At 64.0% G+C, this 26,032-nt stretch carries 23 protein-coding genes; 3 read left to right on the top strand and 20 right to left on the bottom strand.

From position 1 onward, the window contains the following. Positions 1–2: 2 nt before the first annotated feature. The 16 genes from rbsD to HWE04_RS09750 all read right to left on the bottom strand — a co-directional run bounded on the left by rbsD (position 3) and on the right by HWE04_RS09750 (position 15,551). On the bottom strand, positions 3–395 hold the full coding sequence (gene rbsD, locus HWE04_RS09820; RefSeq protein ID WP_077237221.1) for a D-ribose pyranase: 393 nt from the start codon (positions 393–395) through the stop codon (positions 3–5). Between the two features lie 27 nt (positions 396–422). Continuing rightward, positions 423–1,334 (bottom strand): ribokinase, encoded by a 912-nt coding sequence (gene rbsK, locus HWE04_RS09815; RefSeq protein ID WP_241812281.1) that lies wholly within the window; start codon positions 1,332–1,334, stop codon positions 423–425. A gap of 10 nt (positions 1,335–1,344) precedes the next feature. Further along, a complete protein-coding gene (locus tag HWE04_RS09810; RefSeq protein WP_241812280.1) occupies positions 1,345–2,364 on the bottom strand; it encodes a LacI family DNA-binding transcriptional regulator in 1,020 nt (339 codons plus the stop codon). A gap of 16 nt (positions 2,365–2,380) precedes the next feature. After that, entirely contained in the window at positions 2,381–3,370 is a 990-nt protein-coding gene (locus HWE04_RS09805; RefSeq protein WP_006464841.1) for an ABC transporter permease, read from the bottom strand. Between the two features lie 53 nt (positions 3,371–3,423). Continuing rightward, on the bottom strand, positions 3,424–4,992 hold the full coding sequence (locus HWE04_RS09800; RefSeq protein ID WP_241812279.1) for a sugar ABC transporter ATP-binding protein: 1,569 nt from the start codon (positions 4,990–4,992) through the stop codon (positions 3,424–3,426). 148 nt (positions 4,993–5,140) lie between these two features. Then, entirely contained in the window at positions 5,141–6,085 is a 945-nt protein-coding gene (locus HWE04_RS09795) for a sugar ABC transporter substrate-binding protein (RefSeq protein WP_102662532.1), read from the bottom strand. 500 nt (positions 6,086–6,585) lie between these two features. Then, a complete protein-coding gene (locus HWE04_RS24460; RefSeq protein WP_006464844.1) occupies positions 6,586–6,711 on the bottom strand; it encodes a hypothetical protein in 126 nt (41 codons plus the stop codon). 490 nt (positions 6,712–7,201) lie between these two features. Continuing rightward, on the bottom strand, positions 7,202–8,386 hold the full coding sequence (nhaA, locus tag HWE04_RS09790; protein WP_241812278.1) for a Na+/H+ antiporter NhaA: 1,185 nt from the start codon (positions 8,384–8,386) through the stop codon (positions 7,202–7,204). 219 nt (positions 8,387–8,605) lie between these two features. Then, entirely contained in the window at positions 8,606–9,043 is a 438-nt protein-coding gene (locus HWE04_RS09785) for a universal stress protein (RefSeq protein WP_006464846.1), read from the bottom strand. A 267-nt stretch (positions 9,044–9,310) separates the two neighbouring features. Next, positions 9,311–10,111 carry an N-formylglutamate deformylase gene (hutG, locus tag HWE04_RS09780; protein ID WP_241812277.1) on the bottom strand — a complete coding sequence of 267 codons (801 nt, stop codon included), beginning with the start codon at positions 10,109–10,111 and terminating at the stop codon, positions 9,311–9,313. Positions 10,112–10,121: 10 nt separating this feature from the next. After that, positions 10,122–11,555 (bottom strand): formimidoylglutamate deiminase, encoded by a 1,434-nt coding sequence (locus HWE04_RS09775; protein WP_241812276.1) that lies wholly within the window; start codon positions 11,553–11,555, stop codon positions 10,122–10,124. A 98-nt stretch (positions 11,556–11,653) separates the two neighbouring features. Continuing rightward, positions 11,654–12,316 (bottom strand): HutD/Ves family protein, encoded by a 663-nt coding sequence (locus HWE04_RS09770; protein ID WP_241812275.1) that lies wholly within the window; start codon positions 12,314–12,316, stop codon positions 11,654–11,656. Continuing rightward, a complete protein-coding gene (locus tag HWE04_RS09765) occupies positions 12,306–13,079 on the bottom strand; it encodes an amino acid ABC transporter ATP-binding protein (RefSeq protein ID WP_274620096.1) in 774 nt (257 codons plus the stop codon). Before HWE04_RS09765 ends, HWE04_RS09770 begins: the two co-directional genes overlap by 11 nt. Continuing rightward, on the bottom strand, positions 13,079–13,744 hold the full coding sequence (locus HWE04_RS09760) for an amino acid ABC transporter permease (RefSeq protein WP_006464851.1): 666 nt from the start codon (positions 13,742–13,744) through the stop codon (positions 13,079–13,081). The genes HWE04_RS09765 and HWE04_RS09760 overlap by 1 nt, the downstream gene beginning before the upstream one ends. A gap of 194 nt (positions 13,745–13,938) precedes the next feature. Next, complete coding sequence (locus HWE04_RS09755; RefSeq protein ID WP_006464852.1) at positions 13,939–14,691, bottom strand: glutamine ABC transporter substrate-binding protein; 753 nt, start codon at positions 14,689–14,691, stop codon at positions 13,939–13,941. A 122-nt stretch (positions 14,692–14,813) separates the two neighbouring features. After that, a complete protein-coding gene (locus HWE04_RS09750) occupies positions 14,814–15,551 on the bottom strand; it encodes an IclR family transcriptional regulator (protein ID WP_039876652.1) in 738 nt (245 codons plus the stop codon). Positions 15,552–15,813: 262 nt separating this feature from the next. Between HWE04_RS09750 and HWE04_RS09745 the strand changes: the two genes are divergently transcribed. The 3 genes from HWE04_RS09745 (at position 15,814) to prpF (ending at position 20,418) form a co-directional block, all read left to right on the top strand. Next, the gene (locus HWE04_RS09745; protein WP_006464854.1) at positions 15,814–16,536 is read left to right on the top strand and encodes a GntR family transcriptional regulator; all 723 of its coding nucleotides are present in this window, start codon (positions 15,814–15,816) and stop codon (positions 16,534–16,536) included. Positions 16,537–16,609: 73 nt separating this feature from the next. Then, complete coding sequence (gene acnD / locus HWE04_RS09740; protein WP_241812274.1) at positions 16,610–19,231, top strand: Fe/S-dependent 2-methylisocitrate dehydratase AcnD; 2,622 nt, start codon at positions 16,610–16,612, stop codon at positions 19,229–19,231. Continuing rightward, positions 19,228–20,418: a 2-methylaconitate cis-trans isomerase PrpF gene (gene prpF, locus HWE04_RS09735; protein ID WP_241812273.1), complete on the top strand. Its 1,191-nt coding sequence runs from the start codon at positions 19,228–19,230 to the stop codon at positions 20,416–20,418. The genes acnD and prpF overlap by 4 nt, the downstream gene beginning before the upstream one ends. 16 nt (positions 20,419–20,434) lie before the next feature. On the opposite strand, the gene dld is transcribed toward prpF, so the two are convergent. The 4 genes from dld to HWE04_RS09715 all read right to left on the bottom strand — a co-directional run bounded on the left by dld (position 20,435) and on the right by HWE04_RS09715 (position 25,916). Then, the gene (dld, locus tag HWE04_RS09730; RefSeq protein WP_241812272.1) at positions 20,435–22,141 is read right to left on the bottom strand and encodes a D-lactate dehydrogenase; all 1,707 of its coding nucleotides are present in this window, start codon (positions 22,139–22,141) and stop codon (positions 20,435–20,437) included. An 8-nt stretch (positions 22,142–22,149) separates the two neighbouring features. Beyond that, positions 22,150–23,196, bottom strand: coding sequence for an ABC transporter permease (locus HWE04_RS09725; RefSeq protein ID WP_241812271.1), 1,047 nt, complete (start codon positions 23,194–23,196; stop codon positions 22,150–22,152). A 40-nt stretch (positions 23,197–23,236) separates the two neighbouring features. Next, on the bottom strand, positions 23,237–24,757 hold the full coding sequence (locus HWE04_RS09720) for a sugar ABC transporter ATP-binding protein (RefSeq protein WP_241812270.1): 1,521 nt from the start codon (positions 24,755–24,757) through the stop codon (positions 23,237–23,239). Between the two features lie 79 nt (positions 24,758–24,836). Continuing rightward, positions 24,837–25,916 carry a sugar ABC transporter substrate-binding protein gene (locus HWE04_RS09715; RefSeq protein ID WP_198980592.1) on the bottom strand — a complete coding sequence of 360 codons (1,080 nt, stop codon included), beginning with the start codon at positions 25,914–25,916 and terminating at the stop codon, positions 24,837–24,839. Positions 25,917–26,032 lie beyond the last annotated feature (116 nt).

Below are 26,032 nucleotides of genomic sequence, written 5' to 3'. Positions count from 1 at the left end.
GCTCAGAACACCACGCCGGAACCGAGGATGATATTGGCATAGGGGGTGCATTCGCCGGTGCGGATCAAGGCCTTGGCGCGGGCACTCTGGCGCTTGAAGTCTTCATGCGGGACGCTGCGCTTGCCGGCCAGTCCCAGCGCTTCGACCTGGGCGGCCAGGGCGGGACTGACGGTCTGCATTTCGTCGGCGACGACGTGGAATTCGACCTGCAGTTCGCTCAGCACCGTCTGCAGCACGGTCATGAAGTCCGGCACGCCGCGCGTGACCGCAAGGTCGATCACAGGGACGCCGGCCGGTGCCGGCAAGCCGACGTCGCCGATGACCACGGTGTCGCCATGCCCCATGGTGGCAATCAGCTGGGAGATGGCGGCGTTGAGCAAGGCGGTCTTTTTCATGGCATTCCTGGCAGAGAAATCAAATGATCAGAGCACGACTTCGTCGCGTGTCGGGATGGAGGTCTGGGCGCCGATGCGCGTCACGCTCAGGGCAGCAGCGGCCTGGGCGTAGGCGATGGCGTCGAACGGGTCGCGCCCCTGGGCGATGGCACCGATGAAGCCGCCGATGAAGGTATCGCCTGCAGCCGTGGTATCGACCGCCTGCACCTTGCGCGCCGGCAGATGGTCTTGCCGGCCATCGGCGAAGGCGCCGTAGACGCCCTTCTCACCCAGCGTGACCACCACATTGCGTGCGCCCAGCGCATGCAGGCGCGCGGCCAGTTGCGGGATGTCGTCGGAGTTGGCCACGGTACGCTCTTCGGCCAACATGGCAGCTTCGATCTCATTGAGGATCAGGTAATCGACCTTCTGCAGCAGTTCGCGAGGCAGCGCCTGCGCCGGCGCCGGGTTCAGCACCACGGTCTTGCCCAGGGAGTGGGCCATCTCGATGGCGTGGATCACGGTGGGGATGGGGACTTCCAGTTGCAGCAGGACGATGGAGGCCTGTTCTATCAGCGGGCGGGCGCGTTCGATGCGTTCCACGTCCAGGCGGCCATTGGCGCCAGCGGCGATGACGATGCTGTTCTGGGCGTTGGCGTCGACCATGATGGAGGCAATGCCGGTGGCTTCGCCTGCCACTTCGTCGAGGTAGCGGTCATCGATGCCGCAGGCAGTAATGGACTGGCGCATCTGGGCGCCGAAGGCATCGTCGCCCACGCAGGCCACCATGGCCACTGCGGTGCCCGGCGCGGCCAGGCGGGCGCAGGCCACAGCCTGGTTGGCGCCCTTGCCGCCGGGGATGGTCATGAATTTGTCGCCCGCCAGGGTTTCTCCCGGCATGGGCATGCGAGGCACGCGCAAAACCAGGTCCATGTTGACGCTGCCGATGATGACGATCATGTGCTTTCTCTTATTTCTTTATCTTGTTGTCGAACGGGGCGGTCGAGCCCCGCAGTTGCAATTGTGGCGCTACCGTCTCGCGGCGCGCCGGCAGGTCCGGGTCGGCGATGCGTTCCAGCAGGAACTGCGCCGTCAGGTTGCCCAGCCTGCGGGTGTTCTGGGCCACCGTGGTCAGGGGCGGATGGACGAACTGGGCCAGTTCGATGTCATCGAAGCCGACCACCGACAGCTGGCCCGGCACGTCGATCTGCAATTCGCCCGCGGCACGCAGCACGCCGATGGCCATCATGTCGTTGCAGCAGAAGATGGCGTCGGGACGCGCATCGGCGGGACGCTCCTGCAGCAGTCGCATGGCCGCCTGGTAGCCGCCGATGCCGCTGAAGTCGGCATGCAGCAGGTCACTGGGCGCAAGCTTGCCACCGCCCTCCTCCAGCGTCTGGCGGAAACCCTGCACCCGCTCGTCGGACAGGTCCAGCCCCTCCGGTCCGGCGATGCAGGCCACGTGGCGCCGCTTCAGGTCCAGCAGATGGCGGGCTGCCAGGCTGCCGCCGAGGGCGTTGTCGGTGCTGACCAGATCGATGTCCAGTTCCTTGGGGGCGCGGTCCAGCAGCACGGTGGGGATGTCCAGCTTGCCGGCCGGGTTCAGGTCGGACTGGTTCAGCGTGGCGAGAATGAGGCCGTCGCAGCGCTTGGTCTGCAACACCAGCAGGTAGTCGCGCTGCTTGGCCGGGTCATCGTCGGAATTGCACAGGATGACGCTGTAGCCGGCGCCATAGCAGTGGTCTTCGATGCCCCGCGCCAGCTCCGAAAAGTACGGGTTGGTGTTGTTGGGGATGATCAGGCCGATACTGCCGGTGACCTTGCTGCGCAGCGAACGCGCCAGCGCACTGGGCACGTAGTCCAGTTCCTTGACCGCGGCCAGCACGCGCTCCCTGGCCTCCGGGCTGACCGGACGGGTCTGGTTGAGCACGTGCGAGACCGTGGTGTAGGACACCCCGGCCAGCCTGGCGACATCCTTGATGGTAGACATGGCGTGGGTGCTGCCGTCAGCGAGCGTGGCGCTGGCCACGACGACGATAGGTGTCCAGGATCACGGCCACCACGATGACCGCGCCGGTGATGATGCGCTTCATCGGCTCGCTCACGCCCACCTGCGCCAGGCCGGCTTCCAGTACCGAAATGATCAGCACGCCGATGAAGGTGCTGACGATGGAGCCACGCCCGCCCATGAGGCTGGTGCCGCCGATGACCACGGCCGCGATCACCTGCAGTTCCATGCCCACGCCGCCGTTGGGATCGGCCGCTTCCAGGCGCGACACCTGGAACAGCGCTGCGATGCCGGCCAGCCCGCCCATCAGGGCGAAGGCCAGGATCTTGCTGGGGTTGGGATTGACCCCGGACAGGCGCACCGCTTCTTCGTTGGTGCCGATACCGATCCAGTAGCGCCCCAGGACGGTCCGCGTGAGCACCAGTTGCGCAATGATGACGATGGCGATGGCCGAGAGGAAGGCCGGCGACATGCCAAACAGCACCGGCGAGCTGATGACGTCCACGGCGCTGCCGATGTATTCGGTGCGCGAGTTGGTGACCTGGTAGGCCAGGCCGCGGGCGATTTCCAGCACGCCCAGCGAAACGATGAAGGACGGAATGCGCCAGTGCACCGACACCAGACCGGTCAGCGTGCCGCACAGCGCCGCAACCACCACGCCCAGGGGGGCGGCGGCGTACAGCGGCCAGCCCCAGCGCACCATGGCCATGGACAGCATGGAGGCCGCCAGTGCCATCACCGAGCCGACCGACAGGTCGATGCCACCGATGATGAGGATGAAGGTCATGCCCACCGACATCACCACCAGCGGCGGGATGTCATTGGAGAGCGTGATGAAGGTGGCCGCACTGAGGAAGTTTTCACTCAGGAAGGCGAACATCACGCACATCGCCAACAGCGCGGCGATGAGACCCAGGTAGTTCTTGAAACCGGCCAGGTAGGCCGCTTGCCGGCTGGCGGCAGGAGTGGAGGTAGAGGAAGTTTGCATCTGTCTCGTCAATTCTTGGCAGTTGAAGTTCTGGCTGGGCGCAGGCGGCCCGCTCAGGCCGTGTTGCCGGCCACATGCGCCGCTTCGGCGGCTTCCTGGCGTCCGACATAGCCACTGAAGGCAGCCGCCAGGATGCGCTCCTGCGACCAGTCGTCACGGCTGAAGGTGTCGGCGATGCGGCCGGCGCTCATGACGGCGATGCGGTCGCAGATCTGCATCAGTTCGCGCAGGTCGCTGGAAACCACCAGCAGGCCCTTGCCCTGTGCCGCCAGTTCGGCGAAGAGGCGGTAGATATCGGACTTGGCGCCGATGTCGATGCCCCGGGTGGGCTCGTCGAAGAGCATGATCGGGCAATCGCGGTACAGCCAGCGTGCGATCACCACCTTCTGCTGGTTGCCACCGGAAAGTTCACCGGCAGCCTGCGCCACGCTGGCACTGCGGATGCGCAGTTTCTTCACATAGTCGCGAGCGACGTCGGCTTCGGCCGCGTGGTCCAGCATGCCGCCCCGGCTGACGCGGCCCAGATGGGCCAGCGAGGTGTTCACGCTGATGGCTTGCGGCAGCAGCAGGCCCTGCCCTTTGCGGTCTTCGGTGACCATGGCAATGCCGGCCTTGACCGCATCCTTGGGACTGCGGATGCGGGCCGGTTGCTGGCCCTCGCCGATGAAGACTTCACCCTGGTCGGCGCGATCGGCGCCGAAGATCAGGCGCAGCAGTTCGGTGCGGCCGGAGCCGATCAGCCCGGCGATGCCCAGCACCTCGCCGGCATGCAGGGCGAAGCTGGCCGGCTGTACCACGCCGGCCCGACCCAGACCGCGCACGCGCAGCAGGGGCGCGCCGATACGGCGATGGCCGGCGTCCAGGTCAACCTTGGTCAGTTCGCCGGCCATCAGTTGCACCAGTTGCTCGGTGGAGTAACGGCCGATGTCGTCGTTGCAGACCAGCTTGCCGTCACGCAGCACCACGATGCGGTCGGCGATGCGTTTCAGTTCTTCCAGCCGGTGCGAGATATAGATGATGGCCACGCCTTCGGCGCGCAGGCGCTCGATGCGCGAGAACAGCAGTTCCACCTCGCGGTTGGTCAGCATGGCCGTGGGTTCGTCCAGGATCAGGCAACGGCAGCTGCCGATCAGGTTGCGGGCGATCTCGACCATCTGCTGATGACCCAGACCCAGGTCGCCGACCGGCGTCCACGGGTCCAGTTCGCCCAGGCCGACCACTTCCATCTGGGTACGGGCGGCCTCGGCCAGTTTCTTGCGGTCGATCCAGCCAAAGCGACGCGGCAGCTTTTCCAGGAACAGGTTTTCGGCAATCGACAGCGTGGGGATCAGGTTCAGTTCCTGCATCACCATGCGGATGCCCAGCGCCTCGGCCTGGGTGCGCGACACCGGTTGATAGGCTTGGCCATCCAGTGTCATCTGGCCGGCACTGGCATCGACCAGGCCGCAGATGATCTTGGACAGCGTACTCTTGCCGGCACCGTTTTCGCCGGTCAGGGCCAGCACCTGGCCTGGATGCAGATCCAGGTCGATGCCGTCCAGTACCGGTGCGGCATAGCTCTTGCCGATGCCGGACAGGGTCAGCAAGGCGGCAGTTCGGGAGGGGGAGTCGTTGGGCTGCATGGGTCTTTGGCGCGCATGGAGCGGCGGCAGAAAGGACGATGAGGAAGCAAAGGCCTGCGCCGCAGAACGGGCGCAGGTACCTTGCAAGTGAGACGCGGGTGGCTGCACTAGCGCACCAGTGCAGGCCTGCGCCGCGCTTGCCGCCAGCTTACTTGGTGACCAGCGAGACCTTGGTCTCGACCACGCCGCCCAGGGCGCTTTGCGGCTTCTTCTCGGAGACCGCCTTCAGGGCGGTTTCGATGCCGAACACGGCCTGCTGCTGGGCGAACTGGTCAACAGTGGCCAGCACGCGGCCATCCTTCAACATCGGCTTGATGGCGTTGATGTTGTCGTAGCCGACCAGTTGCACCTTGCCGGTCTTGCCGGCGGCGCGGATGGCGGCCACGGCGCCCAGGGCCATGTTGTCGTTGCCGGCCAGGATGGCCTTGATGTCCGGATGGGCGTTCAGGATGGAGGCGGCGACCTTGTTGCCCTGGTCGATTTCCCACTGGCCGGACTGCACGGTCACCACATTGGCGCCGACGTCCTTCATCGCATCCTGGAAGCCTAGGGTGCGCTGCTGCGCGTTGAAGGTGGTGGAGACGCCTTCGATGATGGCGACCTTGTCACCCTTCTGCAGTTGCTTGCCCAGGAAATCGCCGGCCAGCTTGGCGCCCTTGCGGTTGTCCGGGCCGACGAAGGGCACGGTGATGCCCTTTTCCTTCAGCGCCGCGTCGTCCAGCTTGTTATCGATGTTGACCACGATGATGCCGGCGTCGATGGCCTTCTTGACCACCGGCACCAGCGCCTTCGAATCGGCCGGGGCGATGACCAGGGCGTTGACCTTGGAGACGATCATCTGTTCGACGATCTTGATCTGGTTGGCGGTGTCCTGCTCATCCTTGATGCCGTTGGCGATCAGGTCGAACTTGCCGGCATTGGCCTTCTGGTATTCGCGGGCGCCGTTTTCCATGTTCAGGAAGAACTCGTTGGCCAGCGACTTCATGACCAGCGCCACCTTGGGCTTGGCCGGGGTCTGCGCCAGGGCGGCGCCGGGGAGGACTGCACAAGCCAGGGTAGCAATAGCGAAATGGCGGCGGGTGAATTTGTTCATCTGGGTCTCCAGTATTGATGTTGCCGGCGTTTCCTAGAAGATAGACGCCGTTATCGTTGCGCAAACGTTTGCGCGAGTTGGAGAATAGCACCGCAAAATAAGAAAATAAAGCTGCAGTGCAGCTTTTTTTTCATTTTGCGGGGACGACAACGGAAGGTCGAGGAGGGGCTGGATACCTCACCCAGCGTGGCTCTGCGCGCAGTTGGAGCGCAGTCGGTGGGCCAATACAAACGGCGGGAGGCGCCGGCATGGCACCTCCCGCCGTGATGAAAGTACGGAGGAACTGGAGATACGAAATTCAGGCAGCCGAGCGGTAACCAGCGCAGCACCGCTCCCATGTCCAGGCCCCTGCCCAGGATGGAAAACGGCATGCTTCAGGCTGGCGACTGGTTTTACCCTTTCGTCTGCGATTCAGGCAGGTGCTGCATGTTGCACGCAACCCGCCGACTGCGACGCACCGGATCGAGGCCGGCGCGCGCCCTGGCAATCCTGTACGGGGATCAGTGACCGAAATGGGTACGGCGCCAGACGTAAGCACCAAAGGCACAACTGCCGATCACCACATACAAGGCATACCACGCCAGCATCTGGCTACCATAGGCCATCAACATTTCCATCAGGTTCATGTCTGTCTCCTCTGCTATGACTGCTGCGCTGTTATTCGCGCAGCTTATCGTCCCAAGGGATGAAAATGTCGAAACAACAACATCCCCCACTTGCTGCGGGCCTTGCTGTCACCCGAAAACGGCCCGGCGCCCTTCCACGCCGCGCCGATAAAGGCCCGTGCAAATATCTTCCTACTGCCAAATGATGATGTAAAGAATCCATTATTCCGCGCAGCAGCATTTGGCGCCGGCCCTGCCCTGCATCAACAGAACCATGCAGCAGTGCGCATTCTCACGGATGAGCACATAAGCCCATTGCAGAGCGGATATGCACTAACGGTGTGCAAAAACTTAATTTTTGATCAATCTTTTGCGTTGCAAAACCGAAAGTTGTTGAATAGTCGCCAAACGACGACGTGATGCGAATTTGACGCGGGATTGGGACGCTTTTAGGCGGCATCCGCCCTGCTTGCCGCCCCGACATGTCACGATGGCCTGATGTTCACGCCGCTTATATCTTGCGCCACAACACCAGCGTTCCGCACAGGCCCGCCAGGATGGAACCACCCAACACGCCGAGCTTGAGCTTGGCTTCGAAATCGGCGCCCAGGCCCTGGAAGGCCAGGCCGCCGATGAACAGGCTCATGGTGAAACCGATCCCGCACAGCATGCACACGCCGATGAACTGGCGCGTGGTGGCGCCGGCCGGTGCATCGGCCAGTCCGCTGCGCACCATCAGCCAGGCGGCGCCGAAGACGCCGATGGTCTTGCCCAGCACAAGGCCGGCGGCAATCCCCAGCGGAATCGGCTCGAACAGGCTGCCCAGCGACATCCCCTGCAGCGAAACGCCGGCATTGGCAAAGGCGAACATCGGCAACACCAGGAACGCCACCCAAGGGTGTAGCCCGTGTTCCAGTGCGCCGGCCAGCGGCTGCTCGTCGGCATCGCGCATGGGAATGGCCAGCGCCGTCACTACCCCGGCCAGCGTGGCATGGATGCCGGACTTGAGTACGCAGACCCAGATCACCAGGCCCACCAGCAGATAGACGTCGGCGCGGCGCACGCCGCTGCGATTGAGCAGCACCAGCACCAGCGTGCCCATGCCGGCGCCGGCCAGCATGCCCAGTGAGAGGTTGTCGGTATAGAACAGGGCGATGACGACGATGGCGCCCAGATCGTCGATGATGGCCACGGCCGTCAGGAACACCTTGAGCGAAGTCGGTACCCGTGAGCCCAGCAGCATGACGATGCCGATGGCAAAGGCGATATCGGTGGCGGCCGGGATGGCCCAGCCGCGCAAGGCGACCGGGTCGCCGAGATTGATCAGGGCATAGATCCCGGCCGGCACGACCATGCCGCCCAGGGCTGCGGCGGCGGGCAGGATGGCCTTCTTGCGCGAGGCCAGTTCGCCTTCCACGAATTCGCGCTTGATCTCCAGCCCGACCAGGAAGAAGAACACCGCCATCCACAAATCATTGACCCACAGCAGCAAGGGCTTGGACAAGACCACCAGTCCACCGATATCGACCGTGCCCTGGATGCGCGTAAAGGACTCGTAGGCCTGACGCCAGCCACTGTTGCTGACCAGCAGCGCCAGTACGGCGGCAATGGCGAGCACGATGCCACCGGCCGCTTCATGCGCGAAGAATCGGGTAAAGGCGTTACCGCCCTGGGATTGGTGAGGGGTGTGGGCCAATGGCTGCTCCTTGTTGTCGTTTCATGAACCAGGCCAGACTGTAACAAGGCAGCGCCCGTTCTCCAAGTCTTGACGATGGCTGGGACGACTCCCACCGGTACATCAAGCGCAAACAAAATGAACAAAAAAAAGGGCCGTCCCTCTCCACAGGAACGGCCCGACCCTCCACACCACAAACCTTATACGGTACGCCCCGCTACAGGGACGCGCCTTGATGGATCAACGGAACACCAGGACTGGCACCTTGCTGCGTGCCAGCAGCTTCTGCGTCTGGCTGCCCATGAGCAGCCGGCCCAGCGTCGAACGCGCCTTGGAGGCCATGAAGATGGCGTCGCAGTGTTCGCGTTCGGCCACGCGCATGATTTCTTCGTAGGGGCGGCCGCCCTGGGCCACCTGCACCGAGCAGGGAACGCCCTGCTCGCGCGCCATTTCGGTGATCATTTCCACGCTGGCCATGGCACGGGCGCGGCCGGCTTCGTCGGTACGGGCCACGTCCACGCCCACGCTGACTTCCGGGATGGACAGTGCCCGCAGATTGCCGGCCACCGACAGCCCCACCAGATTGCTGCCGCAGCTTTTCGCCAGTGCGATGGCCGCCTTCACGGACTCGTTACACAGACGGGAACCATCGGTTGCCAGCAGTATGTTCTTGAACATGATGACCTCAGGGGGTGACAGGAATGGCGTCGGACTCGTTGTGCATTTCGCCTTGCGTATTGCGTATTGCGTATTGCGTCGAGCTCGTATGACTGCATACTAAGGCCGTGCCATCTGAAGCGACTTGACATGCATCAAGCGCCACGGGCTCGCCAGGCCCGTCGTGCGCGCATTTGCGCTGGATCAAATGGCGCCCTGCCCGGGAGCTGCGGATGCAAAAACGGCCTGCGCAATGGCAGGCCGTCCGCTGGCATCCAGGGGGCTCGTCTATGTCGGACGAAATGCCAGGAAGCGCTCCACCAGTCGCTGCAGCACCGGCTTGAGCTGGCCGGCCAGGGTGTGATCCAGGGCGTATGGGGCCTCTTCCTGCATGTAGCTGCGCTGGGCCAGTTCCAGCTGCATGGCGTGGACCTGCTGCGCCGGCTGTCCATAGTGGCGCGTGATATAGCCGCCCTTGAAGCGGCCATTGAGCACCGCCGGGTAGTGCGGCGCCAGTTGCTGCGCCAGCGCCAGCAGATCCTCGCCCAGGCCCGGCGCGCAGGCCGCACCACTGGCGTTGCCGAAATTGAAGACCGGCAGTTCGCCCTCGAACAGGTGCGGGATGAGCGAACGGATCGAATGCGCATCCCATAGCAAGGCGTATCCGTGGATGGCCTTGAGCCGCGCCAGTTCGCCCTGCAGGGCGGCATGATAGGGATGCCAGTAGATCTGCAGGCGGCGCGCGATCTCGGCCTCATCCGGCTCGCAGCCGGGACGATACAGGGCGACGTTGTCGAAGGTGGTCAAGGGGCACAGGCCGGTGGTGTTCTGCCCCGGATACAGGCTCTGCCCATCGGCCGGACGGTTCAGGTCAATGGTGTAGCGCGAGTGGAAAGGTCGCAGCACCGAAACGCCCAGCGTACTGGCGAAGTCATAGAGCTCGGCGATGTGCCAGTCGGTATCGTCGACCTGCAGGCCGGTCTCGCTGAAGGACGATTGCAGGTCCTGCGGCAATTGCGTGCCGACGTGCGGCATGGAAATCAGCAAGGGGGTGCTGCCCTGGTGCAACTGGTAGATATCGTTCGACATGGTTTCTTCCTCAGTCCTTCAACAGTTCGGCAACGGCGCTGCGATAGGCGCGACGGGCGCTGTCTTCCAGCGCATGATGACCGGCCGCGACCACCTGGCGGCCGCCAACGTAGACATCGCGGATGGGCTGGCCGTCATGTTCGCAGAAGACCAGCGCCGACAGCAATTGCTCCGGGCTGCGGTCGGCCAGGTTGATGTCCTCGCCGTCGAGGACGATGAAATCGGCACGCTGGCCCACGGCCAGCCCCGCCACCGGGCGTCCGCTGGCAGCGGCACCACCCGCCACGGCGCGAGCATACAGGCGCTCGCCGACGATGGGCTCGGCTTCGGAAGCCAGCACGTTGCGGCGGCGATGGTGCAGACGCTGTCCATACTCCAGCAGGCGCAGTTCGGAGCGCAGGTTGATGGCGATATTGCTGTCCGAGCCGATACCCCAGCGCGTATCGGACTCCAGCAGACGGGCCGCATCGATGATGCCGTCGCCCAGATTGGCTTCGGTCGTCGGGCATAGCCCCACGACGGCACCACTGGCGGCGACGGCCTGGTATTCGGCAGCATCCATGTGGGTGGCATGCACCAGGCACCAGCGTGCGTCGATGGCCTGCAGCGAGTGCAGCAACTGCACCGGTCGCTGGCCGCACCAGGCCAGGCAGTCCTGGACTTCACGTTCCTGTTCGGCGATATGAATATGCACCGGGGCATCCTGTCCGCCGGACTGGTGCCGCAAGCCGCTGACCAGTTCCTCCAGTCCTGCCGGCGATACTGCCCGCAGCGAATGCGGTGCCACGCCATAGCGGCGCATGGGATTTTCCGGCAAGGCGTGCAGCAGACGCTCGCGCAGGGCCAGCAGGCTCTGTGCCGTGCCGATGAAGCGCGCCTGCTCGGCCAAGGTCGGCTGGCTGCCGAAGCCACCATACTGGTACAGCACCGGCAGCAAGGTCATGCCGATGCCGACATCGCCGGCCGCCTGCATCACCCGCAGCCCCAGTTCGGCCGGATCGGCATAGGCCGCGCCGCCGGGGGCGTGGTGCAGGTAATGGAATTCACAGACCGAGGTATAGCCTGCCTTGAGCATCTCGATGTAGAGATGGCGGGCGATGGCTTCCAGATGTTCCGGTTGCAGGCGCTGGGCGAAGCGGTACATCAGCTTGCGCCAGCTCCAGAAGGAGTCGGAGGGGCTGCCCATGACTTCGGTCAGCCCGGCCATGGCGCGCTGGAAGGCATGCGAGTGCAGATTGGGCATGCCGGCGATCACCGGGCCGCTGGCCACTGCGGCTTGTCCCGGGGCCTGGTCGGCACGGACTTCGATGAGCGCGCCGGTCTCGTCCCAGCGCAGCATGACATCGCGGCGCCAGCCTTCCGGCAGCAGGGCCAGGGGGCAGAATATCGTGCCGCCGGCAAAGGGAGTGAGGTATTGTGGGTCTAGTTCGCGAGGCGATGCCATGTGCTCACCTTTATTATTGGCGTTTCTTGAAAATGGATGCCGGGCAAGGCCATACCGCTTGGGGCGGGTGGAAGATGACCGTGCCGGCACTCGAAGGACTAGCTCTGCGTTCCTTCAGGGGTGAGGCGGATGCAGACCGCCAGCACCACGCTGCCGGGCGTGCACAGCAGATCCGGCTGGCGCGTGCCGTGACCGTCACGCAGGCGGGCGAATTCACCGCAACGCAGGGCTTGCTGCAGACCGCTTTCGTCCGACAGGCAGGCCGCGCCACGCGCTACATACAGCAATGCGGTATCAGCCGGCAGGCAGCGGGAATTCTGCTCGCGCAAGACCACCACCTTGCCGCTTGCACGTTCGCGCCGGACCATCAGGTTGAAGTCCAGCGTCGGCGCGCCATGCAACTGGACACTGATGGCCTGTTCACCCGGGAACTCATGCGGTACGAAGCATTCTGCCAGATCGTGGACGCGCGCTCCGTCGGTATACATGCCAAAGCCACCACCTTCGAGCAAGACGATGGTGCGGTCGATGCCGTTAAAGGTCGAGAACGCACCATCGGCACCCACATCGGCCACGCTGACCCGCCACAGGAAACCGGAGAAATCCGACTGCGGTGGCTCCACGCAGAGCTCACGCGTCTGCCCGCCCTCGTTCTTCCAGGGGACGGCAGTGATGCGACCCAGTTCGCCCACGAACTGGATGGGGCTGGCCGGTTTTTGCGCGCGGGCCGGGGCCTCTGTCTGGCTCAGATCAAGCGCCATGGGCGACCTCGCGTGCCAGCATGGTCTGCAGGAAGCTGCGGGTACGGGCTTCGCGCGGCGCAGTGAAGATGGCCGACGGCGGGCCGGATTCGACGATGCTGCCGTGATCCATCACCACCACCACATCGGCCACTTCGCGGGCAAAGCCCATTTCATGGGTGACGATGAGCATGGTCATGCCTTCGGCCGCCAGGTCCTTCATCACCTGCAGCACTTCGCCGACCAGCTCCGGGTCAAGCGCCGAGGTCGGTTCGTCGAACAGCATGACCTTGGGGTCCATGGCCAGGGCGCGGGCGATCGCCACCCGCTGCTTCTGGCCACCGGACAGCGTGCCGGGGAAATCCTTGGCCTTGTGTTCCAGGCCGACCTTCTTCAACAGCCGCAGGCCCTTCTCCTGTGCCTCCTTGCGCGGGACGCCGCGCAGGCAGGTGGGGGCCAGTGTGATGTTGTCCAGCACGCTCAGATGGGGGAACAGGTTGAAGGACTGGAACACCATGCCCACTTCGGCGCGCAAGGCGTCGAGCTTGGTTTCGGGCATCATCCGACCGCCCTCCACCACCGGATGGCCGCTGACCACCGCGGTGCCGCCTTCGGCGGTCTCCAGGCCGTTCAGGCAGCGCAGGAAGGTACTCTTGCCACTGCCACTGGGGCCGATGATGACCACCACCTGGCTGGGCTGGACTGAAAAGTCGATGTTCTTGAGGACGACATGACTGCCAAAGGATTTCTGCAATCCCTTGATTTCGACGATGGGCTGCGACATCAGACCCTCCCTTCCGAACGCAATACTTTTTCGATCCGGCGCAACACCAGGGTGGTGGCGCTGGTAAGAACCAGATAGATGACGGCGATGGCCAGATAGGTCTCCAGCGACCGGTAGGTCACGCTGATGATCTTCTCGCCCTCGTGCATCAGGTCGGCGATGGTCAGCAGCGACACCAGCGCCGAATTCTTGATCAGCGCGATGAATTCATTGCCCAGCGGCGGGATCATGCGCACGAAGGCCTGCGGCAGGATCACCCGGCGCATGGCCATGCGGTAAGGCAGGCCCAGCGAGCGGGCCGCTTCCATCTGGCCGCGCTCGATGGACTGGATGGAACCGCGCACGATCTCGGAGACATAGGCCCCGCTATAGATGCCCAGCCCGAGAATGCCGCAGACATAGGCCGGCAGCAGCAGGCCCAGGTGCGGCAGCCCGAAGAACCACAGGAACAGCTGTACCAGCAGCGGTGTACCCCGGACCAGGGTCAGGTAGACGGTACAGATGCCATAGATGAAGCGGCGCTGCGGATTGAGACGACCCAGGCCCACCAGCAGGCCCAGTACACAGCCCAGCACCAGCGAGGCGGCGGTGATTTCAACCGTGACCAGGGTGCCGTGAAAGAGCGCCGGCCAACTATCCCAGACGCCTGAAAAATCCAGATTCATGAAATGCTCCGGCAAAAGAGGTCCCGTTCCCGGTCGGATCGTCAACGGGCCGGGCCTTGTGCGGTCTCAAGGAAGGAAGATGCGTGAAACTGCGTGAAAAAATGCAGGAAAGTATGCACGTAGGGCAGCGGCCGTCGGCCTCACCGGCTCACGCCGGCCGCTACCCCGGCCCAAGCCGGTGCTTGAAGCGTAGCTTACTCGGCCTTGCCGAACCACTTGTCGGTCAATGCGGTATAGGTGCCATTGACGCGCAGGGTCTGCAGGGCCTTGTTGAGTTGCTCGGCCAGCTCGGTATCGCCCTTGCGCATGGCGTAACCATAGAGCTCGGTGGTCAGGCCCTTGTCCAGCACACGTACCAGCGGCTGGGTACGGGCATATTCCACCGCCGCGGGACGGCCGGTCACCACCGCATTGACGCGGCCGGTGGCCAGCAGGTCGAACATGGCCTGGTTCTTTTCCACTTCCACGCGCTCCACGCCCGGGTAGTTGTCCTTCAGGTAGCTGACCGACTTGGTGCCCACCTGGACCGAGACGCGCTTGCCCTTGTTCAGGTCGTCCGGCACCTTGATGCTGGTGTCGTCACGACGCACCAGCACGGCCAGGCCGCCACGGTAGTAGGGATCGCTGAAGTTGACCACCTTGCGGCGCTCGTCGGTCATGTAGATGGCCGATGCGGCGATGTCGAAACGGTTGGAGATCAGGCCGGGAATGAGGCCCTTGAAATCGATATCGACCCACTGGACCTTCTTGCCCATGGTCTTGGCCAGGGCTTCGATGAGTTCGATGTCGAAGCCGGTGCGCTTGCCGTCCTTGACGAATTCCATTGGCGGGAAGGTGGCGTCGGTGCCTACACGGATCACGTTGTCGGCGGCGTGGGCGGCCGGCATGACGGCAGTCAGCATGGCAATGCTGGCGGTGAAGGCGCAAAGAAGCTTGGAAATCTTCATCATGAGTTCCTCAATAGAAACGACAACATGGACTGGACGCCGGAGCATTCCGGCGCGATGGACTGCAAAATCCCTGGGGCATTCCGCCCGTCACGCCCCTAGGACGGCGCGACCGGGCAGGTTCAAAAACGATTACAGATGCGCTGTGCCGCTTCCACCGTCATGCGCACCAGTTCCTGCTCGCGATTGCCCACGCGCAGCGCCGGTGCCATCAGGGTGATGGTGCCTTCCAGACGGCCATTGGAGGTCATGATGGGAACGGAGACACCCCACACGCCCAGGTCGACTTCGCTCTCGCTGATGCAGTAGCCGCGGCGACGGATTTCATCGAGCTGGGCTTCCAGCGCGGCGACCTCTTCCGGCTTGTCCACGAGCTGGTCGGCCACCAGTTTCTGTTGCAGCTTGCGCGGCATGAAGGCCAGCAGGCTCTTGGCCGAAGCGCCCTTGAGCAGCGGATGCGCCCGGCCCTTGGTGAAGGAACAGCGCAGCGGCTGGTCGCTTTCTTCCATGGCGATGCACACCATCTGGCCATTGATCGGCACCAGCAGGCCCACGCTCTCACCGCTGCGCTGGACCAGGGAGATGATCTCTTCCCGGCTCTGGCTGATCAGGTTGGAATTCTGGTCGAAGCCCCAGGCCAGTTGCACGCCGGTCGGACCAGGCTCGAAGGTGCCCGAGTTCATATGCTCCTGCAGCAATCCCCACTTCTTCAGCGAGGCCAGGTGGCGATAGACGGTACTGACCGGCTGTTGCACCATCGCAGCAATCTGCTTGGCGCTCACGGGCTTGCCGGCACGAGCCACGCCGGCGAGGACGTGGAGTACGCGGTCAACAATGGTAGAGGTTTGTGGAGAGTCCATGACGGAAATATAAGGTTAAATTCTCACTCTAGGTGAACGATTCCCGCATATAGGGAAAAAATTTGAAAAAATTTCGAAGGACATTTCATGTATTCCCAAGCGGCGGGTGAATTTTCTCACCTGTAACGAAAATTTCCTCATGCTATTTTTTAACTGCCTAGTGCTTAAATTGTTATGGTGTCGACACTTCTTCCCTTTTTTAATCAAAGTGCTATGATTAACCGCATCAAATCCCTTGGATTGTCGACACGGTAAAAATGAGATGAGCGAGCTGATTGCGTTGCCCAGTGCCGAACGTGAAGGAGAAACACTGTCCGAACACGTTTTCCGCAAGATCCAGAGCGCCATCGTGCAGGGCGAAATCGCGCCCGGCAGCAAGATTTCCGAACCCGAACTGGCCCGCACCTATGGCATCAGCCGCGGACCATTACGCGAAGCCATCCACCGGCTGGAAGGCCAGAACCTGCTGGTCCGGGTTCCGCATGTGGGGGCCCGGGTGGTCTCGCTGACGCTGGAGGGGCTGGTGGAACTGTTCCAGATCCGCGAATCCCTGGAAGGCATGGCCTGCCGCCTGGCCGCCCAACGCATGAGCCGCGCCGAACTCGACGAACTGCGCCGGGTGCTGGAAACCCACGAGAAGGATGAAGCCTTCCAGGCCGGGCGCGGCTATTACCAGCAGGAAGGCGACTACGACTTCCATTACAAGATCATCCAGGCCAGCGGCAACCAGATCCTGACCCGCATCCTCTGCGGCGAGCTGTACCAGCTGGCCCGCATGTACCGCATCCAGTATTCCGCCGCCCCAAACCGCCCGCGCCAGGCCTTTGCCGAACACCACCGCATTCTCGATGCCCTGGCCGACGGCGACGGCGAACTGGCCGACCTGCTCATGCGGCGCCACATCGGCGCCTCCCGTCGCAACATCGAACAACAGATCGCGCAGAGGGAGAGCGGCAGCGCGAACAGCAGGCGCGATCAGGCCTGAGCGCAGTCATCGCCACGAAACAGCCCAACCCACAATCATTCCAATTCCATCAACGAGACACGAGCCAACTGCCATGAATACCCAATACCGCAAGCCACTGCCCGGCACCCGCCTGGATTACTTCGACGCCCGCGCTGCGGTGGAGGCCATCCGCGCCGGCGCCTGGGAGGGACTGCCCTACACTTCCCGCGTGCTGGCCGAGAACCTGGTGCGCCGCTGCGACCCCGCCACCCTCTCCGATTCGCTGCGTCAGCTGATCGAGCGCAAGCGCGAACTGGACTTCCCCTGGTTCCCGGCCCGCGTGGTGTGCCATGACATCCTTGGCCAGACCGCGCTGGTGGACCTGGCCGGCCTGCGCGATGCGATTGCCGACATGGGTGGCGATCCGGCCAAGGTCAACCCGGTGGTGCCGGTGCAATTGATCGTGGACCATTCGCTGGCGGTGGAATGTGGCGGCGACGACCCGCAGGCCTTCGAGAAGAACCGTGCCATCGAGGATCGCCGCAATGAAGACCGTTTCCACTTCATCGACTGGACCAAGCTGGCCTTCGAGAATGTGGACGTGATCCCGCCCGGCAACGGGATCATGCACCAGATCAATCTGGAGAAGATGTCGCCGGTGATCCATGCCAAGGATGGCGTGGCCTTCCCCGATACCCTGGTTGGTACCGACAGCCATACCCCGCATGTGGATGCGCTGGGCGTCATCGCCATCGGCGTGGGTGGACTGGAAGCCGAGAACGTCATGCTGGGCCGCGCCTCCTGGATGCGCCTGCCCGACATCATCGGTGTGGAGCTGACCGGTCGTCGCCAGCCCGGCATTACCGCCACCGACATCGTGCTCTCGCTGACCGAGTTCCTGCGCAAGCAGAAGGTGGTGGGCGCCTATCTGGAATTCTATGGCGACGGCGCTGCCAGCCTGACCCTCGGCGACCGCGCCACCATCTCCAACATGGCCCCGGAATATGGCGCCACCGCTGCCATGTTCTCCATCGACCAGCAGACCATCGACTATCTCAAGCTGACCGGCCGTGAAGACGAGCAGGTCAAGCTGGTGGAAACCTATGCCAAGGAAGCCGGCCTGTGGTCCGACACCCTGGTCAAGGCCGAGTACGAGCGCGTGCTGCACTTCGACCTCTCGACCGTGGTGCGCACCCTGGCCGGCCCCAGCAATCCGCACAAGCGCCTGCCGGTCTCCGAGCTGGCCGCCCAGGGCATCGCCGGCAAGGTCGAGAACGAACCGGGCAAGATGCCCGACGGCGCCGTCATCATCGCCGCCATCACCAGCTGCACCAACACCAGCAATCCGCGCAACGTGATCGCAGCGGCGCTGCTGGCACGTAACGCCAATCGTCTGGGACTGGAACGCAAGCCCTGGGTCAAGAGCTCGCTGGCGCCTGGCTCCAAGGCGGTCGAACTGTACCTGGACGAAGCCGGTCTGACTGCCGACCTGGAGAAACTGGGCTTCGGCATCGTGGCCTTCGCCTGCACCACCTGCAACGGCATGTCCGGTGCGCTCGATCCCAAGATCCAGCAGGAAATCATCGACCGCGACCTGTATAGCACCGCCTTGCTGTCCGGCAACCGCAACTTCGACGGCCGCATCCACCCCTATGCCAAACAGGCATTCCTGGCCTCGCCGCCGCTGGTGGTGGCCTATGCGATTGCCGGCACCATCCGCTTCGACATCGAGCAGGATGTGCTGGGCAAGTCGGCTGACGGCCGCGAGATCCGTCTCAAGGACATCTGGCCCAGCGACGAGGAGATCGACGCCGTGGTCGCCAGCGCCGTCAAGCCACAGCAGTTCCGCAATGTCTACACGCCGATGTTTTCGGCCCGCGTGGATCGCAGCCAGTCGGTCAGCCCGCTGTACAACTGGCGCGCGCAGAGCACCTACATCCGCCGTCCGCCCTACTGGGAAGGCGCGCTGGCCGGCGAGCGCACGCTCTCGGGCATGCGCCCCCTGGCCGTGCTGGGTGACAACATCACCACCGACCACCTCTCACCCTCCAACGCCATCCTGCTCGATAGCGCCGCCGGTGAGTACTTGGCCAAGATGGGCCTGCCGGAAGAAGACTTCAATTCCTACGCCACCCACCGCGGCGACCACCTGACCGCGCAGCGCGCCACCTTCGCCAATCCCAAGCTGTTCAACGAGATGGTGAAGAAGGCCGATGGCAGCGTGCAGCAAGGTTCGCTGGCGCGCCTGGAGCCGGAAGGCAAAGTCATGCGCATGTGGGAAACCATCGAAGCCTACATGGAACGCAAGCAGCCGCTGATCATCATCGCCGGCGCCGACTATGGTCAGGGTTCCTCGCGTGACTGGGCCGCCAAGGGCGTGCGTCTGGCCGGTGTGGAAGCCATCGTGGCCGAGGGCTTCGAACGCATCCACCGTACCAACCTGATCGGCATGGGCGTGCTGCCGCTGGAGTTCAAGGCCGGCGAGAATCGCAACACCTATGCCATCGACGGTACCGAAACCTATGACGTCATCGGCCAGCGCCGCCCGCGCGCGGACCTGACCCTGGTCATCCATCGCAAGAACGGCGAACGCGTCGAAGTGCCGGTGACCTGCCGTCTCGATACCGCCGAAGAAGTCTCGATCTATGAAGCCGGCGGCGTGCTGCAACGCTTCGCCCAGGACTTCCTGGAAGCCTCCGCCAGTGCCGGCCAGAACGCAAAGGAACAAGCATGAGCCAAGTCCCCCAGATCCGTATCCCCGCCACCTACCTGCGTGGCGGCACCAGCAAGGGCGTCTTCTTCAAGCTGGACGACCTGCCCGAAGCCGCCCGCGTACCCGGTCGCGCCCGTGACAAGCTGCTCCAGCGCGTCATCGGCAGCCCCGATCCCTATGGCAAGCAGATCGATGGCATGGGCGGCGCTACCTCCAGCACCAGCAAGACGGTCATCATCTCGCGCAGCAGCCGTCCCGGCCATGACGTCGACTACCTGTTCGGCCAGGTCTCCATCGACAAGGATTTCGTGGACTGGAGCGGCAATTGCGGCAACCTGTCGGCCGCCGTCGGCCCGTTTGCCATTGCCGCCGGCCTGGTCGATCCCTCCAAGCTGCCGCAGGATGGCGTGGCCGTGATCACCATCTGGCAAGCCAATATCGGCAAGACCATCGTGGCGCATGTCCCGATCCGGGGCGGCCAGGTGCAGGAAACCGGTGACTTCGAACTGGACGGCGTGACCTTCCCCGCCGCCGAAGTGCAACTTGAATTCATGGACCCGGCGGCCGAGGAAGAAGGTGCCGGCGGTGCCATGTTCCCCACCGGGAACGTCGTCGATACGCTGGACGTGCCCGGCGTGGGCAGCTTCCAGGCCACCATGATCAATGCCGGCATTCCGACCATCTTCCTCAATGCGGAAGAGATCGGCTACACCGGCACCGAGCTGCAGGACGCCATCAACAGCGACCCGGCCGCGCTGGCGCGTTTCGAGACCATCCGCGCCCACGGTGCCATCCGCATGGGCTTGATCACCAAGGTAGAAGAAGCCGCCACCCGCCAGCACACTCCCAAGGTGGCCTTCGTGGCCAAGCCCAAGGAATATGTCTCATCCAGCGGCAAGACGGTGGGCGTGCGGGATACCGACGTCCTGGTGCGCGCCATGTCCATGGGCAAGCTGCACCACGCCATGATGGGGACCGCAGCGGTAGCCATTGGCACGGCCGCGGCCATTCCCGGTACCCTGGTCAACCTTGCCGCCGGTGGTGGCGAACGCACCAGCGTGCGCTTCGGCCACCCCTCCGGCACCTTGCGCGTGGGTGCCGAGGCCAGGCTGGAAGACGGCCAGTGGGTGGTCACCAAGGCCATCATGAGCCGCAGCGCCCGAGTGCTGATGGAAGGTTGGGTGCGGGTGCCGGGGGACGCTTTCTGACCCCGCAACCGCACGCCTAACGCCAGTGCTTCAGCCGCGAGGTCTTGCCGACACCGGGGTTGAAGCTGTTGGTCGGGTCGAGCCTGCGATAGAAATCTTCCAGTGCGGGTTCGGCCCGGTATTGATGGCCGACGTTATGTTCGGCCGGGTACTTGGCGCCCTTGGCGTCGAGCAGGGCCAGGATGGCTGATTTGACCTGCTCGCAGTCTTCCCCCTTCCGGACCAGGTATTCCTGGTGCATCACGTGGCAAAAGAAGTGGCCGCAATACATGGTAAAGCGGATCTTCTCGGCGATCGCGGGCGGCAATTGCTCGAACCAGTCGCGGGTATTGCGCGGTAGCGCGATATCCAGCGCCACGATGTCTTCCACTTCCTGCGCATGGACGGCGCGATAGCGCACGATGGCGGCGCCCACCACGAAGCGGTTGAGGAAGGCCGCCCTGCCCTCGGCGGCATCACATTCGAAGAAATCCCCCGTCACCGACGGCATGCGCGCCTGCAGGAAGCCCCGTGCGAAGGCCGCGCCGTCTTCACTCATCTTCAACAGCAAATGGTGCTGATAAAGATCCCGATATTGCGTCAACCGCGCCGGCAAATGTCGCGGCAACCACTCAGAGAGCCGCTGCAGCAGGCGGTCACTGCAGCCGGGGCGCAGGCCCAGCCGCTCCAGCCAGGCGTCGACCCGGCTCTTCATGGCGAAGGCCTGCATCAGACGTTCCGTGCCGAAATGATGGATGAAGAGGAACAGGTCCTTGCCATAGCGCTCGCTGGCCTCGAAGGCGGATCGGTGCATGTATTCGCCGGCAATCGGCAGATGCGGCGACTGCTGCAGCAGGCCGCGCCGGATGTCTTCCAGTTCGGCGGCGTCGTTGCTGCCGATGTAGAACACGGTGGACGAGGCATCGGCCGTAAAGGTGTCCAGCCGCAGGGCGAATACCACCACGTGGCCGGCCGAGCCTGAGGCCTCATAGAGGCGGCGCGGGTCGGCGTTGTAGCGGGCTGGCGTGGCGGCGTCGACATCGCGCACATGCTGGGCATACTCATGATCGGACGCATGGCGACCACCGCAGTCGCAGTCGGCAGCAGCGCCAACGCCACCACTGTCGGTATTGGGCAACTGGCCGCTGTCCAGGCGGTCGAGGATTTCTTCCGGTGTCTCTCCCAATTCCAGCCCCAGATGATTGACCAGACGCAGTTGACCGTCGCTATCCACCTGCGCATACAGCGACAACTGGGTGTAGGCCGGTCCACGGCGTATCAGCGAGCCACCGGAGTTGTTGCAGATGCCGCCGGTGACGGAGGCGCCCATGCAGCTTGATCCGATCACCGAATGCGGCTCCCGCCCAAGCGGCTTCAGGGTCCGTTCCAGCTGGTCCAGCGTGACGCCGGGCTGGGTCAGCACCTGCTGTCCCTGTGCCAGCAGTTCCAGCCGACGCAGGCGCAAGGTGTTGAGCACGATCACGGGCCGGTCATAGCCCGCTTCTGCAGGACTGGAGCCGCCCGTCAGGCCGGTGTTGGCCGCCTGGCAGATGACGATGGTGTCGGCCGCATGACAGGCCTGCAGCACCTGCCACATCTGGCGCAGGCTGCCGGGGCGCACCACGGCAGCCGCGTCGCCCTGGCCATAGCGATAGCCCCGGCAATAGCGGCGCTTGGCGGAGGCGCTGGTCAGCACGTGGGGCGGGCCCACGATGTCCTGCAGCTTGCGGATCAAGGCTTCCATCGTCGGGCTCACTGGACGAAGAAGCGCACGCGGATGGCATCGATGGCAACGGCGATGAAGATCATCACCCCGCCAATCATGCCGACATAGAACGAGGGCACGTTGGTGATGGCCAGGCCGACCTGGATCACCGTCAGCAACAGCACGCCACCGAGGATGCCCAGTACGCTGCCACGCCCGCCGAATACGCTCACACCGCCGATGATGGGGGCGGCGATCGCATACAGCAGATAGCTCGCGCCCTGGTTGGAGGTGATGGCGATCTGCCAGGAAGCCAGCAGATAACCGGCAACCCCCGCCAGGAAACCGGCCAGTGCGTAGCAGATGATCTTGATCCGGTGCACCCGGATGCCGGCCGCATGCGAGGCCAGCGCATTGCCGCCCACGGCGTAGATGGAGCGGCCCAGCACGGTCCGGCGCAGCAGCACCGACATCGCCAGCAAGGCCAGCACGAAGATCACCGGCATGATCGGCCAGCCACCGAGGGTGGCCGAGCCGATCCAGATGTAGCCATCGGCGAGGTTGGTGATGGTCTTGCCCTGGGTCAGCGCCAGCAAGGCGCCCTGCAGCACGATCATCATGGACAGCGTCTGGATCAGCGAGACCATGCGCAGTCGGGTGATGCACAGGCCGTTGAACCAGCCGATCAGGGTGGCCACCGCCACGCCGGCCAGCATGGTGATCCACCATGGCCCGCCGACGCTGGCATACAGCCAGGCGCCGATGGCCGAGGAAAAGCCCAGGTTGGCCGGCAGCGACAGGTCGATCTCGCCCACCAGCAACGGCAGGGCCACTGCCAGCGCCAGCAGGCCCAGCACGGTGGCCTGGACCAGGATGTTCTGCAGGTTCATCACGCTGAGGAAGAACTGGCTGAACAGGCCGAAGCCCAGCACCAGGGCGACCAGCCAGATCCAGACCACATTGCGCAGTACCCAGCCCAGTACCTGGCGGGGCCGGTGTGATGAACTGCCCTGTGGCCTGCCTTGTGGGCCAGGTTGTCCGCTGGCGGACTGCGGGGCGCCGGGCGTGGCGCCGATTTCTGTTGCGCTTGTCATGCGGGTGTCTCCTTTTTTCATGGTCTGTTCCAGACGGCGCTCATTGCGAAAGCTGGCGCAGCCTGTCGGTACTGATGTCGTCGCCCTCGACCACGTGGGCGATACGCCCGCGCTGGAAGATGCAGACGCGGTCCGCTGCCCGGGCCAGTTCATCGACATCGGTGGAGACGATGATCACGCTCACGCCGGCCCGGCTCAGCTGATCGAGGATGCGCAGGACATCCTGCTTGACACCCACGTCGATGCCACGGGTCGGCTCGTCCAGGATCAGCAGGCGCGGCATGGTCGCCAGCACGCGCCCCAGGCAGACCTTTTGCTGGTTGCCGCCGCTGAGGGTATTGACGGCCTCGTCGGCGCTGCCGGCCTTGATGCCCATGCGAGTGAAGTAGGAGGAACAGACCTGCTGCTCCTGTCCACGATCCACCAGGCCGCGCCGGATGCGCTGGCGCAGTGAGGACAACGCGATGTTTTCACGGATAGACAGATGCCCCACCACACCGTCGCGACGGCGGTCGTCGGAAAGATAGGCGATGCCCATGGCGAAGGCCTGGTCTGGCGTCTGCGGCACGCGGGCTGTCGCCTCGCGCGCAAAGGCGATCTGCCCGGCCTGCAGCGCTGCCAGGCCGAACAGGCTGCGCGCCAGCTCCTTGGCCCCCTCCCCTGGCAAGCCGGTGAAACCGACGATCTCGCCGGCGCGGATGTCCAGCTGCGCCACGTCCAATCGCTCTCCCCGCACGCCGCTCAGGCGGATCCCTTCCTCGCCCTTGGGGGATAGACTGCGATCGCGCTGGAACAGGTCCAGTTCGCGCCCGAGGACAAACTCGGAAAGCCGGGAGGAATTCAGGCTGCCCACCTCCTCGCAGTTGGCCACCAGTTCGCCGTCGCGCAGTACGGTGACGGCGTCGCAGATGTCGAGGATTTCATCGTTGAAGTGGGAAATGAAGAGAAAGGTCACGCCGGATGCGCGCAGCTGGCGCATGAAGTCGAACAGCTGCAGACGGTCCGGCACCGTGAGTGAGGCCGTCGGCTCATCGAGGATGATGACGCTGCCGCCGGAGAACATGGCCCGCAGGATATTGAGCTTGCGACGGGCGACGGCATCCAGGCTACCGGCCAGGCGGTCGGCCTCGATACCGGTGCCGGCCAGCATGCGCGTGGCGTTCTCGCGCATGCGGCGCCAGGCGATGAAACCGCGTGAGGCCGGCCAGAGGCCCAGCATCAGATTTTCCATCACCGACATGTGCTCGATGATCATCGGTTCCTGCGGTACCAGGAAGACGCCGGCGGCTTCCATGCGCTTGACGTCGGCGCCCTGGATCTCCTGGTCGTTCAGGAAAATACGGCCTTCGCTGGGAGCGCGCTGGCCGGAAATGATGCCCACCAGCGTGCTCTTGCCGGCGCCGTTTTCGCCGAGCAGGCCGTGGATGCTGCCGCGGCGGACGCCGAGGTTGATGGAACGCAGTGCATGGAAGGCGCCATAGCGCTTGCTGATGTTTTCCACGCGCAGGGCCAGGTCCGGGTGGGCCTGTGCCGATGCACGGGGGGCTGCTTGGGTCGTCATGGCGCCTCCTTGGCGAGTGGTGATCCGCTATTGGCCGCTATTGGCTCATCGGCCGGCAGGCCTTCTGGCCATCAGGTCATCACGTATAGGCGATGCCCCAGACCTTCTCGGCCACGTAACCCCAGTGCCGCTGGTCGGCGGCATTGCTGCGGTCGATCACGAAGGGTGGAATGATCAGCGTGGGACCGGTCTGGCCCTTGACGATCTGGCCCTTCTCCCAGAAGTATTTCTTGTTCTCGTACGGCCCGATGGGGACTTCCTTGCCGGGGATGGAATACTTGACCAGCATTTCCACCGCCACCTCGCCGTAGGCGATCGGGTCCTGCGAAACGCAGGCGTCCATGTAGCCATCCTGTATCCAGCGCAGCGCCACCGGCTCGCCATCGATGGTGACGAAGATGACGTGGTCCTTTTCATCAACCTTCTTCCAGCGGTTCTTCTGCTGCAGGGCGGTGGCGATGCCGCGTGCCGGCGAATCGCTGGGCGCATGCACGGCGTCCAGGTCAGGATGTTCGGACAGCGTGGCCAGGGTGACGGACAGCATCTGGTCCAGCTTGCCTTCGGTGGGTCGGGCAATGTAGGTGATGCCGGGATACTTGGCGAACTCGGCATCCATGCCCTCCTTGCGCTGGCGCCAGGCCACGCTGGCCAGCGCGCCGTAGCAGTTGAGCACCTTGCCCTTGGGGCTGCCGTGCTTCTTGATCAGTCGGTTGATGATTTCCCTGGCAGCCATGACGCCGCCCAGGCGGTTGTCGAAGCTGACGGTGATGGCGACGTTGCCGCTTTCGGCCGGTGTATCGATGATGGCCACCGGGATCTTCTGCTGGTTATAGCGGCGCAGCGCGCTGACGATGGCCTGGCTGTCGATCGGGTCCGACACCAGCGCCGCCGGCCGCGAGAGCATCAGCGATTGCCATTGCTCCAACTGGCGGGTGTTGTCGAAGCTGGCATTGGTGGCCTGGAAGCTGCCCTGGTTGGCTTCGACGGCGCGCTTCACGGCCGCCTCCTCGATCACGAAGAAGTAATAGTCCAGGCTCTTGTTGCTGAATGGGATCAGCAGTTTCTGCTGCGCCGATGCCCAGCGCGTGGTGGCCATGGCCCCCAGTGCCAGGCTGCCCAGGACGATCTGGCGGCGGGTGGATTGGTGATTGTGCTTCATGTCTACCTCCAAAAATTTATATAGTTTTGCTATAAAAATGATGCAAGCGAGGCCATGCTGACTATCAGTGAAACGCTTCTGCTTACATCAGGGGCCATCCTCGGGGAAAAACACAA

The organism is Herbaspirillum sp. C7C2 (genome assembly GCF_022627865.1).
GTDB lineage: Bacteria > Pseudomonadota > Gammaproteobacteria > Burkholderiales > Burkholderiaceae_D > Herbaspirillum > Herbaspirillum frisingense.
This window is presented reverse-complemented; position numbering and strand designations above follow the sequence as displayed.

Bases quoted from the DNA above. Each gene is read 5' to 3' on its own strand.
- HWE04_RS09750 (WP_039876652.1), bottom strand. From the start codon at position 15,551: ATGGACTCTCCACAAACCTCTACCATTGTTGACCGCGTACTCCACGTC.
- HWE04_RS09745 (WP_006464854.1), top strand. From the start codon at position 15,814: ATGAGCGAGCTGATTGCGTTGCCCAGTGCCGAACGTGAAGGAGAAACA.
- HWE04_RS09755 (WP_006464852.1), bottom strand. From the start codon at position 14,691: ATGAAGATTTCCAAGCTTCTTTGCGCCTTCACCGCCAGCATTGCCATG.
- HWE04_RS09760 (WP_006464851.1), bottom strand. From the start codon at position 13,744: ATGAATCTGGATTTTTCAGGCGTCTGGGATAGTTGGCCGGCGCTCTTT.
- HWE04_RS09800 (WP_241812279.1), bottom strand. From the start codon at position 4,992: ATGCAGCCCAACGACTCCCCCTCCCGAACTGCCGCCTTGCTGACCCTG.
- HWE04_RS09795 (WP_102662532.1), bottom strand. From the start codon at position 6,085: ATGAACAAATTCACCCGCCGCCATTTCGCTATTGCTACCCTGGCTTGT.
- hutG (WP_241812277.1), bottom strand. From the start codon at position 10,111: ATGTCGAACGATATCTACCAGTTGCACCAGGGCAGCACCCCCTTGCTG.
- rbsK (WP_241812281.1), bottom strand. From the start codon at position 1,334: ATGATCGTCATCATCGGCAGCGTCAACATGGACCTGGTTTTGCGCGTG.
- HWE04_RS09810 (WP_241812280.1), bottom strand. From the start codon at position 2,364: ATGTCTACCATCAAGGATGTCGCCAGGCTGGCCGGGGTGTCCTACACC.
- HWE04_RS24460 (WP_006464844.1), bottom strand. From the start codon at position 6,711: ATGAACCTGATGGAAATGTTGATGGCCTATGGTAGCCAGATGCTGGCG.
- rbsD (WP_077237221.1), bottom strand. From the start codon at position 395: ATGAAAAAGACCGCCTTGCTCAACGCCGCCATCTCCCAGCTGATTGCC.
- HWE04_RS09765 (WP_274620096.1), bottom strand. From the start codon at position 13,079: ATGTCGCAGCCCATCGTCGAAATCAAGGGATTGCAGAAATCCTTTGGC.
- dld (WP_241812272.1), bottom strand. From the start codon at position 22,141: ATGGAAGCCTTGATCCGCAAGCTGCAGGACATCGTGGGCCCGCCCCAC.
- HWE04_RS09775 (WP_241812276.1), bottom strand. From the start codon at position 11,555: ATGGCATCGCCTCGCGAACTAGACCCACAATACCTCACTCCCTTTGCC.
- acnD (WP_241812274.1), top strand. From the start codon at position 16,610: ATGAATACCCAATACCGCAAGCCACTGCCCGGCACCCGCCTGGATTAC.
- HWE04_RS09715 (WP_198980592.1), bottom strand. From the start codon at position 25,916: ATGAAGCACAATCACCAATCCACCCGCCGCCAGATCGTCCTGGGCAGC.
- HWE04_RS09725 (WP_241812271.1), bottom strand. From the start codon at position 23,196: ATGACAAGCGCAACAGAAATCGGCGCCACGCCCGGCGCCCCGCAGTCC.
- HWE04_RS09770 (WP_241812275.1), bottom strand. From the start codon at position 12,316: ATGGCGCTTGATCTGAGCCAGACAGAGGCCCCGGCCCGCGCGCAAAAA.
- HWE04_RS09805 (WP_006464841.1), bottom strand. From the start codon at position 3,370: ATGCAAACTTCCTCTACCTCCACTCCTGCCGCCAGCCGGCAAGCGGCC.
- prpF (WP_241812273.1), top strand. From the start codon at position 19,228: ATGAGCCAAGTCCCCCAGATCCGTATCCCCGCCACCTACCTGCGTGGC.
- HWE04_RS09785 (WP_006464846.1), bottom strand. From the start codon at position 9,043: ATGTTCAAGAACATACTGCTGGCAACCGATGGTTCCCGTCTGTGTAAC.
- HWE04_RS09720 (WP_241812270.1), bottom strand. From the start codon at position 24,757: ATGACGACCCAAGCAGCCCCCCGTGCATCGGCACAGGCCCACCCGGAC.